This window comes from Streptomyces sp. NPDC056503 (assembly GCF_042794995.1).
GTDB lineage: Bacteria > Actinomycetota > Actinomycetes > Streptomycetales > Streptomycetaceae > Streptomyces.
Window position 1 is genome coordinate 14756 of sequence record NZ_JBHTST010000111.1, and the last position, 14095, is coordinate 28850.

8 protein-coding genes and 5 CRISPR repeat arrays (1 of these 13 only partly in view) are annotated in these 14095 nt (G+C 69.1%); all 8 genes read left to right on the top strand.

Annotated features, from left to right (window positions below):
- A CRISPR array of direct repeats spans positions 1 to 27; the repeat unit is 30 nt (it extends 558 nt beyond the left edge of the window).
- Positions 28 to 1009: 982 nt separating this feature from the next.
- Positions 1010 to 2309: a CRISPR direct-repeat array (repeat unit 23 nt; unit sequence ACCCCCGCGCGGGCGGGGACGAC).
- Between the two features lie 32 nt (positions 2310 to 2341).
- A CRISPR array of direct repeats spans positions 2342 to 2980; the repeat unit is 28 nt; unit sequence GGAAGACCCCCGCGGGCGCGGGGACGAC.
- A 100-nt stretch (positions 2981 to 3080) separates the two neighbouring features.
- Positions 3081 to 3687: a CRISPR direct-repeat array (repeat unit 26 nt; unit sequence AAGACCCCCGCGCGGGCGGGGACGAC).
- Positions 3688 to 3795: 108 nt separating this feature from the next.
- Positions 3796 to 4245: a CRISPR direct-repeat array (repeat unit 23 nt; unit sequence ACCCCCGCAGGCGCGGGGACGAC).
- A 325-nt stretch (positions 4246 to 4570) separates the two neighbouring features.
- The 8 genes from cas3 (at position 4571) to cas2e (ending at position 14063) form a co-directional block, all read left to right on the top strand.
- Positions 4571 to 7438 (top strand): CRISPR-associated helicase Cas3', encoded by a 2868-nt coding sequence (gene cas3 / locus ACFQ8C_RS27435; RefSeq protein ID WP_383462287.1) that lies wholly within the window; start codon positions 4571 to 4573, stop codon positions 7436 to 7438.
- Positions 7439 to 7732: 294 nt separating this feature from the next.
- On the top strand, positions 7733 to 9421 hold the full coding sequence (casA, locus tag ACFQ8C_RS27440; RefSeq protein WP_383462289.1) for a type I-E CRISPR-associated protein Cse1/CasA: 1689 nt from the start codon (positions 7733 to 7735) through the stop codon (positions 9419 to 9421).
- Positions 9418 to 9993, top strand: a complete 576-nt coding sequence (casB, locus tag ACFQ8C_RS27445; RefSeq protein WP_383462291.1) for a type I-E CRISPR-associated protein Cse2/CasB — start codon at positions 9418 to 9420, stop codon at positions 9991 to 9993. The genes casA and casB overlap by 4 nt, the downstream gene beginning before the upstream one ends.
- 57 nt (positions 9994 to 10050) lie before the next feature.
- Positions 10051 to 11187 carry a type I-E CRISPR-associated protein Cas7/Cse4/CasC gene (gene cas7e, locus ACFQ8C_RS27450; protein ID WP_383462293.1) on the top strand — a complete coding sequence of 379 codons (1137 nt, stop codon included), beginning with the start codon at positions 10051 to 10053 and terminating at the stop codon, positions 11185 to 11187.
- A complete protein-coding gene (gene cas5e, locus ACFQ8C_RS27455; protein WP_383462295.1) occupies positions 11184 to 12008 on the top strand; it encodes a type I-E CRISPR-associated protein Cas5/CasD in 825 nt (274 codons plus the stop codon). The genes cas7e and cas5e overlap by 4 nt, the downstream gene beginning before the upstream one ends.
- 3 nt (positions 12009 to 12011) lie before the next feature.
- Positions 12012 to 12776 carry a type I-E CRISPR-associated protein Cas6/Cse3/CasE gene (cas6e, locus tag ACFQ8C_RS27460; protein WP_383462297.1) on the top strand — a complete coding sequence of 255 codons (765 nt, stop codon included), beginning with the start codon at positions 12012 to 12014 and terminating at the stop codon, positions 12774 to 12776.
- Positions 12769 to 13770, top strand: a complete 1002-nt coding sequence (gene cas1e / locus ACFQ8C_RS27465; protein ID WP_383462299.1) for a type I-E CRISPR-associated endonuclease Cas1e — start codon at positions 12769 to 12771, stop codon at positions 13768 to 13770. The genes cas6e and cas1e overlap by 8 nt, the downstream gene beginning before the upstream one ends.
- Positions 13767 to 14063, top strand: a complete 297-nt coding sequence (gene cas2e, locus ACFQ8C_RS27470; RefSeq protein WP_383462301.1) for a type I-E CRISPR-associated endoribonuclease Cas2e — start codon at positions 13767 to 13769, stop codon at positions 14061 to 14063. The genes cas1e and cas2e overlap by 4 nt, the downstream gene beginning before the upstream one ends.
- Positions 14064 to 14095 lie beyond the last annotated feature (32 nt).

Below are 14095 nucleotides of genomic sequence, written 5' to 3' on the forward strand. Positions count from 1 at the left end.
GAACACCCCCGCAGGCGCGGGGACGACACTTGTTGACCTGGGATTCTATGAGAGTTGAGGCTGTTTTTCATTCAGTTGCACGCGCGGTAGGTCCGCAGATAACCGGCGCGCCGACAGGTAAATCTCGGTCCCCGGTGGGGGATCCTGCACGGGTGGGAACGCCCACCGGGCAACGACGTCGCGGACACCGTCACGAGAGAACCCTCGCAGGCGTAGAGACGATCCACTCGCGTCGCGGGAGATGTTCCAGGACGGGGGAGAACCCGGTGGGCACGGAGATGACGTAGTACTACCGGGGCTCGCACTACAAGCGTGCGGATAACCCGGTGTGTGCGGGGACGACGCTCACCGCCACCAGTGGCGGCCTGGCAAGCACGGAAAACCCCCGCGCGTGCGGGGACGACCTGGTCACTCGCACCACCGCCGGCCGCGTGGCCGGATCCCCTGCGGGCGGGCGGAGGCGACTCCGTGTAGACCGCTACCCGCTGCGGCGGCACCGGAAGACCCCCGCAGGCGCGGGGACGACTCCACCCAGAGGTCCGCGAGGTAGCCGTTCGTCGGAAGACCCCCGCAGGCGCGGGGACGACATCCACGGCTCACCTCACCTCATGACCAGCATCGGAGAACCCCCGTAGGCGTGGGGACGACCGCGGCCAGCGCCGTGAACGCCCACGTGGCCGCGGGCAACCCCCGCGTGTCTAGGACGGTGTTCTTTGGCTCCGCTGTGACGGTTGCTGGAATCCGCCCTCCTCGACGCTTCCTCGTCATTGCAACACCTTCGGGGTCTTGTGTTGCGACGAGATCTAGAACTCACCCCGTTCCAGTGGGGCCAAAACACGGTTCTGGCACAACTTCTGTGGCGCTGAGCCGATCCTCGGTTCACCAGGGCCGGCGACCCTGGTGAACCGGCAGGTGGGCGGCCTGCTCAGAGGCGGGCGCGAGCTCGGACAGCGTGGCTCCACAGAAGTTGAGCCAGAACCCAAAACACACCGTCGAAAACACCCGGAGAACCCCCGCGCGTGCGGGGACGACATGCCGTCCTCGGCGTACAGCTGGTCGAGGACCGGAGGACCCCCGCGCGTGCGGGGACGACGCCTCGAACAGCCGCTGGAGCGTCGCGTACTCCGGAAGACCCCCGCAGGCGCGGGGACGACTTCAGCCCACGGACCACGCCGTCCTTGACGTCCGGAACACCCCCGCAGGCGCGGGGACGACCCCTCGGCCCGGCGCTGGGCGTCCGGCATCGTCGGAACACCCCCGCAGGCGCGGGGACGACACCGACCGCCCGTTCAAGGAGATCGCGACGCTCGGAAGACCCCCGCAGGCGCGGGGACGACAGCGGCGGGGTGGGTGTGGCTGGGGGGCGGAACCACCCCCGCGCGTGCGGGGACGACGTGTCGACGTGGAAGCCGGCGTCCATGTAGTGGGGAAGACCCCCGCGCGTGCGGGGACGACTCACCCAGGCCCGGCAGGTGCGAGTTGGTCGCCGGAAGACCCCCGCGCGTGCGGGGACGACAGATCGCTTCAGGCGGACGGATCCGACCTCGACGGAAGACCCCTGCGGGCGCGGGGACGACGACCCTGACCTGTCCGATGACTGGGTCATCCGCGGAACACCCTCGCGTGGGCGGGGACAACCACTGATGCGCTGGGACTCCTGGTCCTCGCACCGGGCAACCCCCGCGTGGGCGGGGACGACAAGGTCCTGACGGGTGTCGACATGACGCTCGGCGGGCAACCCCCGCGTGGGCGGGGACAACATGGACCGGGGCGAGAACGGCGACATCGCCTACGGACGACCCCCGCGCGGGCGGGGACGACGCCGGGCCGGGTTACCCCGGTCGAGAGCCCCCGGGAAGACCCCCGCGCGAGCGGGGACGACTGGTCGGAGACGACGGACTGGAGGCGCTGCATCGGGCAACCCCCGCGCGGGCGGGGACGACCGACACGGTGAGACGCAGGAGCCGAGCGGGTCAGGGCAACCCCCGCGCGGGCGGGGACGACCCCTTCGCCAGGTCCACCAGGAAGACGGACATCGGGCAACCCCCGCGCGGGCGGGGACGACGACGAGTGCGCGTGCTCGGTCCGCCGGGTGGACGGGCAACCCCCGCGCGGGCGGGGACGACCCACGCTCACGCTGTACTCCGACTTCGGGCTGAGGGCAACCCCCGCGCGGGCGGGGACGACGCTACAGCAGGCGGAGAGGGGCCGGGGAAGGGGGGGCAACCCCCGCGCGGGCGGGGACGACATACTCCGACTGCTCCAGCTTCGTCGGGAAGAGGGGCAACCCCCGAGCGTGAGCGGACGACGGCAGGCCAGACTTGAAGTAGGACTCGACGGTCGGAAGACCTTGTGGGCGCGGGGACGACCTGAGGAGGTGACCCGTGAAGCTCGGAGGCGTCGGAACACCCCCGCAGGCGCGGGGACGACACAGCCCTGGACCATCTCCCTCGCCCGGCTCCAGGAAGACCCCCGCGGGCGCGGGGACGACTTCAACAAGCCGCCCGACCCGTCCTTCCCCGTCGGAAGACCCCCGCGGGCGCGGGGACGACCTCCCCCCGCTGGACCCGGTCAGCATCCCGGCCGGAAGACCCCCGCGGGCGCGGGGACGACTGGAACGGCGTCATGTTCCCGCGCCGGGCCTCCGGAAGACCCCCGCGGGCGCGGGGACGACGACTGGATCCGCTGGAAGGCGACGCGCGCGGTCGGAAGACCCCCGCGGGCGCGGGGACGACCGCCGGGGGGGTCCAGGTCTGGCCCCACATGATGGGAAGACCCCCGCGGGCGCGGGGACGACGCCATCAAGCTGACCGTGGGGTCGACCACCACCGGAAGACCCCCGCGGGCGCGGGGACGACGCCATCAAGCTGACCGTGGGGTCGACCACCACCGGAAGACCCCCGCGGGCGCGGGGACGACGCTGACACTAGAAGGGCGCTGCGATCGACGCTCGGAAGACCCCCGCGGGCGCGGGGACGACACTTGTTGACCTGGGATTCTATGAAGCCTGAGGCCGAACTTCATTCAGTTGCTCATGAGCCAAGGACGACCACACGCGGGCAGCTGGCTGGGGCCATAAGTGGAAGACCCCGCGGGCGCAGGGACGATGAGGCCGGCTCCCAGCGCGGTGCCATCGCACCGGAGAATGTCTGCAGAGGCGGGGACGACGCTGGGAAGACCCCCCGCGTGCGGGGACGACATCGAGGACGCCATCGCCGCCTCGTGGACGAAGGAAAGACCCCCGCGCGGGCGGGGACGACATGTTGCGGAAGACGGCGGCGGCCTTGGTCGCCGGAAGACCCCCGCGCAGGCGGGGACGACGGGATCGGCGCCCTGCTGAAGAACCTGCGGAACGGAAGACCCCCGCGCGGGCGGGGACGACGACACCTCCGCGAGCGACCGGCGGCGCACCCGGGGAAGACCCCCGCGCGGGCGGGGACGACCCGCGAAGTAGGTGACCCAACCGGCCCATATCAGGAAGACCCCCGCGCGGGCGGGGACGACACGTCGACGATGAGCCGGTCCACGCCGGGCCAGGGAAGACCCCCGCGCGGGCGGGGACGACCCTCGGGCTGCGGATGTCGTTCGCCTCGCTCGAGGAAGACCCCCGCGCGGGCGGGGACGACCTCTTCCGTGGACATCCGGTCGCGCTGTTCGAAGGAAGACCCCCGCGCGGGCGGGGACGACACTTGCTGGCCTGGGGTTCTATGAAGCCTGAGGCAGGATTTCATTCAGGTGATCGTGAGCCGAGGACGACTGGCATGCGGGCAGCTGGCCGGGGACCCGGAGTGGAAGACCCCCGCGGGCGCGGGGACGATGGGTGATGATCCATGTACCCCGTGAGCGACCGGGGAAGACCCTCGCAGGCGCGGGGACGACGGCCGGGGAAGTCGGGCGTCGGCCGGGGCGATGGGAAGACCCCCGCGGGCGCGGGGACGACTGTCCGGCGGTCGGCCCGCATGTCGATCATGCAGGAACACCCCCGCAGGCGCGGGGACGACTCACAGTGGTGCGTGCCCGAGCCGGTGCACGTCGGAACACCCCCGCAGGCGCGGGGACGACGTGTTCCTGCGCCGCGCGGACGAGCTCCTGCGCGGAACACCCCCGCAGGCGCGGGGACGACGACGCCGCGTGCCGGGGACGGGACCCCGAGGACGGAACACCCCCGCAGGCGCGGGGACGACACGTCGCCCGAGACGGTGTTGGCCTCCAGGGTCGGAACACCCCCGCAGGCGCGGGGACGACACTTGTTGACCTGGGATTCTATGAGATCCGATGCTGTTTTTCATTCAGTTGCACGCGAGGCAAAACAGTTACTTCTTCATTTGGTGATCCTTCTCGTGAGCATGGAGGCGACGAACCTGCCGCCCTTGGGGGAGTGTCCGGAACGGCTGCTGTCCCAGCGGGATGGCGAGCTTGCCAGGAGGGTGCGAACGACCTCGCCTGGAGCGGAAGAGCCCTTCTGAGATGGTTCTTTGCGGCTACTTAGGGTCGTTGTCAGACCTCTCTGGCAGTCTCTGTGCCCCAGGCTCTGCGCCTTAGTTTGGAGGCTCTGTTGAGGGGTGGTCAGGTGGGTAGCGAGGCTGCCGGTCGTGGGGTGTTGCCTGCGCTGGAAGTGATGCAGCAGTTGTCGCTGTCTGCCGAGGTGGTGGAGCGTCTGGGGGCCGTGTGGGGGAAGTCGGCGGGGAAGGCCAGCGGTGCGATGCATCTGCTCCTGGGGCATTTGCTGGATACGGCTGCAGTAGCTGAGTTGATGTGGGATCGGTATCTGGCGCCTCGTACGAAGAGGCTGCTGGAGGTGGTGTCCGGGGGCCGGGGCCGGATGCTGTTTGTGTGGTTATGTGCTGTTCATGATGTCGGGAAGGCGACGCCGGCTTTCCAGGAACTCGATGCGGCGGGTGCGGCGCGGGTACGGGCGAGCGGGCTGTTCTGGCGGTCGGCTGCGCTGAAGTCGAAGCGGTGGCGGCACGACAAGGCCGGTGGTCGTCTGCTGATGGATGTGCTGGGGCCGGAGTGGGGGCCGGAGCATGTCGGGTGGGTGTGGCCGCTGATCGCTGGTCATCATGGTGCGTTTCCGTCTGCTGGTGTGCTGGGGGACCGGGCGGTGCCTCGGGAGCATCAGGGGCGTGGTGCGCAGTGGGGTGAGGTGCAGCGGGCGCTGGTGGAGGTGGTGACCCGGTGTGTGGGGTTCGGGGGCGTGGCGGATGTGTGTCCGCGGGTGGTGCCTTCGCGTGCGGAGCAGTTGGAGCTGTCCGGTCTGATTGTGATGGCGGACTGGATCGCTAGTGATAGCCGGTACTTTCCAGGGCTTGATCGGATTGAGCGTGTGGGCCTTGGGGTGTCGCGGGATCGTGCGCGTGCCGCGTGGGAGGTACTGGGCCTTCGTGGGGGGTGGGGTGTGCTGCCCGATCCTGGCGATGGTGATCTGGTGGAGGTGCGGTTCGGACAGAGGGGGCGGGCGTCTCAGGATCAGCTGGTGTCCTTTGTCCGTGAGGTGTCGGTTCCGTCGTTGTGCATCGTCGAGGGGCCGATGGGGGAGGGGAAGACGAAGGCCGCGCTGGTGGCGGCTGAGGTGTTGGCTGCGCGGTTCGGGTGCGATGGTGTTTTTGTTGGGATGCCTACGCAGGCGACTTCTGATCCGATGTACAGCCAGGTGCGGCGGTGGCTGCGCGAGTTCGGCGGTGATCTGGAGAGTCAGGTCGCGTTGCTGCACGGGAAGCGGATGTTCAATCCCGAGTGGCGGAAGGCTTCAGCGCCGGGCGCTGAAGCTGAAGGGGAGTGTTGTTCGGAGGATTCGTCGTTCGACGGGATTGATGAGGACGACGAGCTCTACGGGATCGTGTCCAGGCAGGCTGAGCGATATGGGCCCATCGACTGGTTCCTCGGTCGTAAGCGTGGTCTGCTCTGTTCGTTCGCGGTGGGGACGGTCGACCAGTTGTTGTTCGCGGCGACTCGTACCCGGCACGTGATGCTGCGGTTCGCCGGCCTGGCTGGGAAGGTCGTGATCATCGACGAGGTTCATGCGGCGGATGTGTATATGCAGCAGTTCCTGGTCGAGGCGTTGCGCTGGCTCGGTCAGGTGCGTGTACCTGTGGTGCTGTTGTCTGCGACGTTGCCGCTGGCGCAGCGGCGTGCGTTGGTAGAGGCGTATGTCTCGGGGCAGGCCGGGTGGGCGGGTCCGGTGGATGTCGAGGTTCCTGAGCCGGGTGGTTATCCCTCGATCACGGGCGCCTACGTCCAGGATGGGCGGGCGGAGGTGGTGTGCCGGAGCACGGAGTCGTGGCGGAATGCGTATCCGGTCGCGCTGGAGTGGTTGCCGGATGTCTCTGTCGACGGTGGCGTTGTGGCCGAGCGTACGGCTCGCGAGGTCGCGGACGGTGGTGTGGCGCTGGTGGTGCTGAACACGGTCGAGCGGGCGCAGGGGGTGTTCCGGGCGCTTGATGCGAGGTTTCCGGGGGAGGTGCATCTGCTGCACGGGCGGCTCTGTACAGCGCATCGGGCTGACCGGACGGCGGTGTGCCTGGAGCGGCTGGGGCCGGCGGCCGGGGCGGCCCGGCCTGAACGGATGATCGTGGTGGCCACGCAGCTTGCGGAGCAGTCGTTCGACATCGACGCGGACGTCCTGCTCACCGACCTGGCGCCGATCGACCTGTTGCTGCAGCGCATTGGTCGTCTTCACCGGCATGAGGGGACCGCGCGTCCGGCCGTGTTGGCTATGCCAAGGGTTGTGGTGACTGGTGTGGCGCCGGGTGAGGGTGTTCCTGCGTTGCACGGGGGTTCGGAGGCGGTGTATGGCCGGTTCCGGTTGTTGCGTACGGCGGCGGTCATCGAGCGGACGCTGACCGAGGGGGGTACGTGGTCGATTCCTTCACAGGTGCCCGGCCTGGTGACCGAGGTATATGGGGATGGGGCGGTGTGTCCTTCGTCGTGGGGTGAGGCGGAGGAGAAGGCTCGGGTGAAGTGGGAGGCGTCGGAGCGGGACCGGGCGGCAGCGGCGGAGGCTTTCCTGCTGGCGGCTCGGGGGGAGTGGTCGCGTCCCACGCTGTCGGGGCTTCACTACGGGCAGACGGCTGGGGTGGGGGACGAGAAGGATCTCGAGGCCGTGGTGCGGGACGGGAAGCGGTCGGTCGAGGTTGTGATCGTGCGACGCCGTGGCGGGGGGTACACCGCACTGGACGGGGCTGCGCTGGGTGTGCACGGGGAAGCGTCGGAGCATGTGCTCGATGAGGTCCTTGGCGGGACGACCCGGCTTCCCGCCAAGCTGACGAAGGCGGCCGAGAGCGAGTTGCGCCCCTTGGACGGGTGGCGCGGTCATCCCTGGCTGGAGCACTCCTTGGCGCTGGTCCTGGGGGAGGACGGTATGGCGCGGTTGGGGGAGTGGGAGGTCTCTTACGACCCCCGGTTGGGGCTTGTCATGAGGGCGAGCTTGACCGGCTGAGGGTCAGGGGGCGGGCCCCGGCAGTGTGTGCCGGGGCCCTGGGCCCCGCGGTGGCGGGGACGACCGCGTCGCGATCCACAAACACGGGCCACCCCCGCGCGGGCGGGGACATGGGGTGGTGCGGCGCACGGCGCCACCTTACGGAACTGGCTGGAATCTTCCTGCTGCGTCTCCTCATCAATCTTTCAGTTTCTTATCCATAAACACTTGGCTCTCGCTAGGGTCCACAGTGCGGGCAGCGGTGAGAACCAGCTGCGGTCTCGCCCTGCTGTCTTTGTGAACTGGAGGCACCGGATGTCATTCGACCTGGTCAGCGCCCCTTGGCTGCGGGGCTTGCCGCGATCGGGAGAGCCTGCCGAGCAGTCCTTGCAGGACACTCTGCTCAACGCCCATCTGATCGAGGGGCTGTCTCTGCCGTCGCCGACGATGATGCCCGCGGTGCTGCGTCAGGTCCTCCTCCCGGTCGTGGTGCACGCCCTGGGCGCTCCCCGGTCGCTGGGGGAATGGAAGAACTGGTTCGAGCAGGACGGTTTCTCCTCTCAGCAGCGCGAGAAGCTCGTGGTGTACCTGGACGAGCATCGCGGCTGTTTCGACCTGCTGTCCGACCGGACACCCTTCGCGCAGGTGGCGGGTCTGGAGACGCCGAAGGGGGAGACGAAGTCTGTCGCACTGCTCATTCCCTCGATGGCGTCCGGGAACAATGTGCCGGTCTTCAGCTGCCTGACCGAGGGGGAGACGCTGGAGCTCCGTCCGGCGGAGGCCGCTTTGTGGCTGCTGCACGCTCAGTGCTGGGACACCGCGGCCATCAAGACCGGTGCCGTCGGGGACGACAAGATGAAGTCCGGCAAGACCACCGGTAATCCCATAGGTCCTCTGGGCCAGCTCGGTGTCGTGATGCCGCTGGGCAGAACGCTGTACGAGACGATCCTGCTGAATCTGCCGGTTGACTACGACGGGCAGGCCGCGCGGGGCGTGCCCCGGTGGGCGGCGGGGCCGGTCGCCGCGGCGTGGGAGTCCCGGCCCGCCCGTGATCTGCTGGATCTATGGACGTGGCAGTCCCGGCGGATCCGGCTGATCGCCGTTGAGACCCCGGACGGGCCGCGGGTCACCCGGGTCGTGCTGGCGGCTGGCGACCGGCTGACGGCGACACCGCCGTTCGAGCCGCACACTGCTTGGACCCATGTCGCCAAACCCAGGGCCGGGCAGTCGCCCCGCTATCCCCGTCGGCACCGGTCCGGCCGCAGTGCGTGGCAGGGGCTGAACGCGCTGCTGGCGCTCGCTGTGCCTGAGGAGTCGGACGGTGTGTCCACAAGCCTGCTGCTGCGGCAGGCCGGTGAGCTGTACGCGCAGGGGTGTCTGCCGGCGGACTACCCGCTGAGGGTGGCGACGTATGGAGTGGAGTACGGCAACCAGTCGGCTGTCGTCGAGCACGTGATGGCCGACGAGGTGCCGCTGCCGGCTGCGGCGCTGGCCGCCAGCCACCAGGACCTGTGCCAGTTGTTGCTGGAGGCTGTCATGCAGGCCGACCGGGCCGCGTTCTCGCTGGACCGGATGCTTGCGGACCTGCGGAGAGCCGCCGGCGGTGACCCTCTGCCCCGGGACAAGGGCGGCCGGCCCGGCGAAGTCCTCCTGCACACTCTCGATCCCTGGATGCGCAGGCTGTTGGCGGGGATGAGCCGGCAGCCGGACGACATCGACGTCCTGGAGGCGGGGATGTCCGCCTGGGAGGAGGTCGTGTGGCGGGAGGCCCGCCGTATTGCCGCTGAACTCCTTGCTGCCGCACCGCTGACGGCTTTCGCCGGGCGGGTGAAGAAGGCGGAGAAAGGCGAGAAGAAGGACGTCTACCGGTCGGCGACCGCCGACCGGGCGCTTACCGGAGCGCTGCGCAAGATTCTGCCCCGTGCCGCCGAAGCCGAACAGGAACGGCAGGCCGAACGGAACCAGACCTCCAGTACCTCCCTCAAGGAAGAGGCTTCCGTATGACCGACAGTCACAGCCCCTACCGCCGCGGACGGTGGTACTGGGAGGAGTTCTCCGCCACGGCCCCCGGGGCGGGGGCGGATCTTGCGGCTCTGCGCCGAGGCCTGGGCCAGGAGGCCGGCGGTGTGCCGGAGCTGTGGCCGTACCACCGGTGTGTGCTGCCCGAGTACGTGGCCGAGGAGGGACACCGGGACTACCGGCTCACCGCCGAGCATGCCGCGCTGACCTTGTTCGCCGTGCACCAGCAGCATCAGCAGCAGCCCATGCACGTGGCCGGCGTAGGTATGGGGGTGGCTCTGCGTGAGCTGAGGAAGTCGGAGAAGTTCAGCGAGGAGGCGGTCGACCGGCGAGTGAACGCCGCCGCGACGTCGACCGACACCGCCGAACTCGTCCACCACCTGCGCGGGCTGGTGACCCAGCTGCGCGGGATCCGGCAGCCGCTCGACTACACCCGCCTGTACCGCGACATCCGCGACTGGCACTTCCCCGAGGGCCAGGAGCGGGTGCGCCGCAGCTGGGGCGCCCAGTACTACGCCTGGACCGCCGGCTCCGGCGACCGTCCTGCCGCTTCCTGAAGTCCTCTTCCCCTATCGCCTCGCTGGCGTTCTCGAACAAGATCCAAGGAGTTTTCTGTGACGATCCCTCCCCTCTACGTCGACGTCCACGTCCTGCAGTCGGTCCCGCCGTCCAACTTGAACCGGGACGACTCCGGGACGCCCAAGCAGGCGACGTTCGGCGGTGCGAAGCGGGCCCGTGTCTCCTCGCAGGCCTGGAAGCGGGCCACCCGCACCCACTACGCGTCGGGTGTGGCGGAGAGCGACCGGGCGACGCGGACCAAGAAGATCCGCGAGCTGCTGGCCGGCCGCCTGGCGCAGGCCGAAGGGCTGGACGCGGAGAAGGCCGGCCGTCTGGCCGCCGCCCTGGTCAAGCCGCTGGGCATCAAGGCGTCGCAGAAGAAGGGCGAAGAGTCCGCCTACCTGCTGTTCTTCGGCAAGACCCAGCTCGACGGGATCATCGCCCTGCTCGGCGACCGCGCCGTGGAGCTGGCCGGCCTGCCCGACGACGACCTGGACGCCGAAATCAAGCAGCTTCCGGTGCAGGAGGAACTCACCAAGGGGCACCCCGCCGAGGTAGCCCTGTTCGGACGCATGGTCGCCGACCTGGCAGCGCTGAACGTGGACGCCTCCGTCCAGGTCGCGCACGCCCTGTCGACGCACAAGGTGCAGACCGAGTTCGACTACTACACGGCCGTGGACGACGAGAACACCTCCGACTCCGGCGCCGGCATGATCGGCACCGTGGAGTTCAACTCCGCCACCCTCTACCGCTACGCCACCCTCGGCATCCACCAGCTCCACGAGAACCTCGGCGACGACACCGAGTCCACCGCCGAAACGGCCGGCAAGTTCGTCGACTCCTTCGTCCGCTCCATGCCCACCGGACACCAGAACACCTTCGCCCACCGCACCCTGCCCCACCTCGTCCTCGTCACCGTCCGCACCGACCAGCCCGTTAACCTGGTCTCCGCCTACGAAAAGCCGGTCGCCTCCACCCACGGCATCGCCGAGGAATCCGCACAGCGCCTCGCCGAGGAGCTGCAGAGCGTCACCTCCACCTGGGGCAGTGTCCCGGCGCTCACCCTGGCCACCTACGTCCAGGCCACCGACAAGCTCAACGACGCCTTCGGCGCCTCCCTGCCGTTCCCGCAGCTGCTGGAGAAGATTCACGCGGCTGTCGCCGGCTGGCTGGAGCACGGGGAAATCCGATGAGCCACCCCGAACACGAACCGGCCGTCCTGCTGCTGCGGCTTGCCGCACCTTTGCAGTCCTGGGGCGCAGCCTCGGAAAACAACCGCCGCGAGACCCGGCCGGAGCCGACGAAGTCCGGTGTCGTCGGCCTGCTGGCGGCCGCGGCAGGCCGACGGCGCGGTGAGCAGATCACCGACCTCGCCGGGCTGCGTTTGGCCGTACGGGCCGACCAGCCCGGCAGCCTGCTGCGCGACTACCACACGCTCAGCGAACCCGGCGGCGCGCCGTTGCTGTCCGCCCAGGTCAACGCCAAGGGCCTGCAGAAGAGAACCTCCCCGGCCAAGCCCACCCACATCACGTACCGCTACTACTTGCAGGACGCGGTGTTCGTCGCCGCCCTGCAAGGCCCGCGCCCCCTGATCGAGGCCCTGGCCCATGCCGTCCGCAACCCGGCGTTTCCCCTCGCGCTCGGCCGCCGCTCGTGCGTCCCTTCCGGTCCGCTCCTGCTCGGCACCATCACCGGCAGCAGTGCGGCTGACCTCGAGCAGGTACTGCAAGACGTCCAGTGGCAGGCCGCAGAGTATGTCCGAACCCGCCACGGGGCAGCGACGGTCGACCTCGCCGCGACCATCGAGGATCCCGCCGGCGACCACACCGCCGCCGACGTCCCTCTCACCTTCGCTTTCCGTCACAGCGGAACACCCGCCCGGGCGACCCGTACCGTCCGCCACACCTGGCTGAGCGTCCCCACCGGCCTGCCCGACCCTGACCCGTCCACCGGTTCGAAGCCCACCAGCCGCAAGCCGGCCGGGCACGATCCCTTCGCCCTGCTCGGGTGGTAGCCCATGCCGCACCTGTCCAAAATCCGCATCAACCCGCGGCGCCGCGACGCCATCCGCCTGCTCGGCAACCCCCAGGCCCTCCACGCCACCGTCCTCGCCGGCATCACCGAGCAGCCCGTCACCGAACGCGTTCTGTGGCGGCTCGAGACCACAGACCCCCACCAGCCCCACCTCCTCGTCCTCACCCACTCCAAGCCCGACTGGTCCCACCTCGTCGAACAGGCCGGCTGGCCCCATGGCGACGGCGAACACGCCCTCGTCCGCGACTACAGTCCCCTGCTCGACCGGATCGTCACGGGCCGGGAATTCGCCTTCCGTCTCACCGCCAACCCCGTGCAAAACACCCGGCAACCGGAAAAGCTCACCAACTCCCAGGCCGAACGAGCCAACCGCCCCTCCGGCGAAAACCGCCCCGCTCGCGGCTACCGCCTCGCCCACCGAACCGCCGCCCACCAGCTCGGCTGGCTGCTCGACAAAACACCTCGTCTCGGCTTCGAGATCCCCGCCGTTACCGGACACAGCGATACGCAAAGCGGCGAACCGTCCCCGGCAGACGTCCTCCTTACGGCGCGCAACCAGCTCCGCTTCCGCAAGAACCGCAGCGACCGGCAAGTCATCTTGTCCACCGCTACCTTCGAAGGCCGCCTGCGAGTGACCGACCCCAACGCCCTACGCGCCGCTCTCCTGGAAGGCATCGGGCCGGCCAAGAGCTACGGCTGCGGCCTGCTGACCCTCGCACCGCTGCCCGCGGACCGGGTACATGGCTGAGCCCTGGTGGAAAACCGGTCCCCAGGATGTGCACCGACTGGACGACCGCGTCTCCAGCCTCTACGCCGAGCGCTGCCACATCGACCGGGACGACAATGCCGTCGTCCTGGTCAACAAGGAACGCACCGTCCGCGTCCCCGCCGCATTCCTCGCGGTCCTGCTGATCGGCCCCGGCACCCGCATCACCCACGCTGCCGTCGCCTTGCTTGCCGACTCGGGCACCGCCGTCTGCTGGGTCGGCCAGCACGGCGTACGCATGTATGCGGCCGGCATCGGTCCAAGCCGTGGCTCCCAGCTCGTACTCCGCCAGGCATGGCTGGTCACTCGCCCCAAGGAACGTCTCCAGATCGCCCGCAGGATGTACGCCAAACGATTCCCGGGCGAAGACGTCTCACAGCTGACCATGCAGCAACTACGCGGGAGGGAAGGCGTCCGAGTCCGCCGTCTGTACGCCGAGCACTCCCAGCGCACTGGCGTCCCCTGGACTCGCCGTGAATACCGCCCGGGCGACGCCTTCGCTGCAGGCGACGACATCAACCGCGTCCTGTCCGCCGCGAACGCCGCCCTCTACGGCATCTGCCACGCCGTCATCACCGGAATCGGTGCCAGCCCTGCCCTGGGGTTCGTCCACACGGGCTCCGCCCTCTCCTTCGTCCTGGACATAGCGGACCTTTACAAAGCCGAACACACCATTCCCACCGCCTTCGACCTCGTCTCACAAGGCCTTACAAGCGAACGCGACGCCCGTATCGCCGTCCGCGACGCCGTCACCAACCACCAGCTACTCCCCCGCATCGTGACCGACCTCAAGGAACTCCTCGTTCCCGACGGCGACAACACCCTCATCGACCGCGACCTCAACGGCCTATGGGACGAAGAAGTCGGCAGTGTCTCCGGCGGCGTCAACTGGGGCCACGACATTTTCGACGACGACAGCTTCCTCTCCGTAATCGGCCCCGCATTCGCCACCGACACCCCACAAAGGCAAGCATGACCGTGGTCGTCCTCATTGCCGCCCCCGCTGGACTCCGAGGCCACCTCACCCGATGGATGGTCGAAGTCGCCCCCGGTGTCTTCGTATCCACCCTGAACAACCGCCTACGCGACCGACTCTGGCAGACCGTGGCCACCCGTATCGGCACAGGCCAAGCCATCATGATCGAACCCGCTAACAACGAACAACGCTGGTCCACCCGTACAGCGGGCCAGGACCGATGGACGCCAGTCGACTACGACGGCCTGCTTCTCATGGCCCGCCCACGAGGGGCAAGGAAAGAGCAGGCGTAGGACGGAAGGGGCGCTGGTCGAGACCCCCGCCC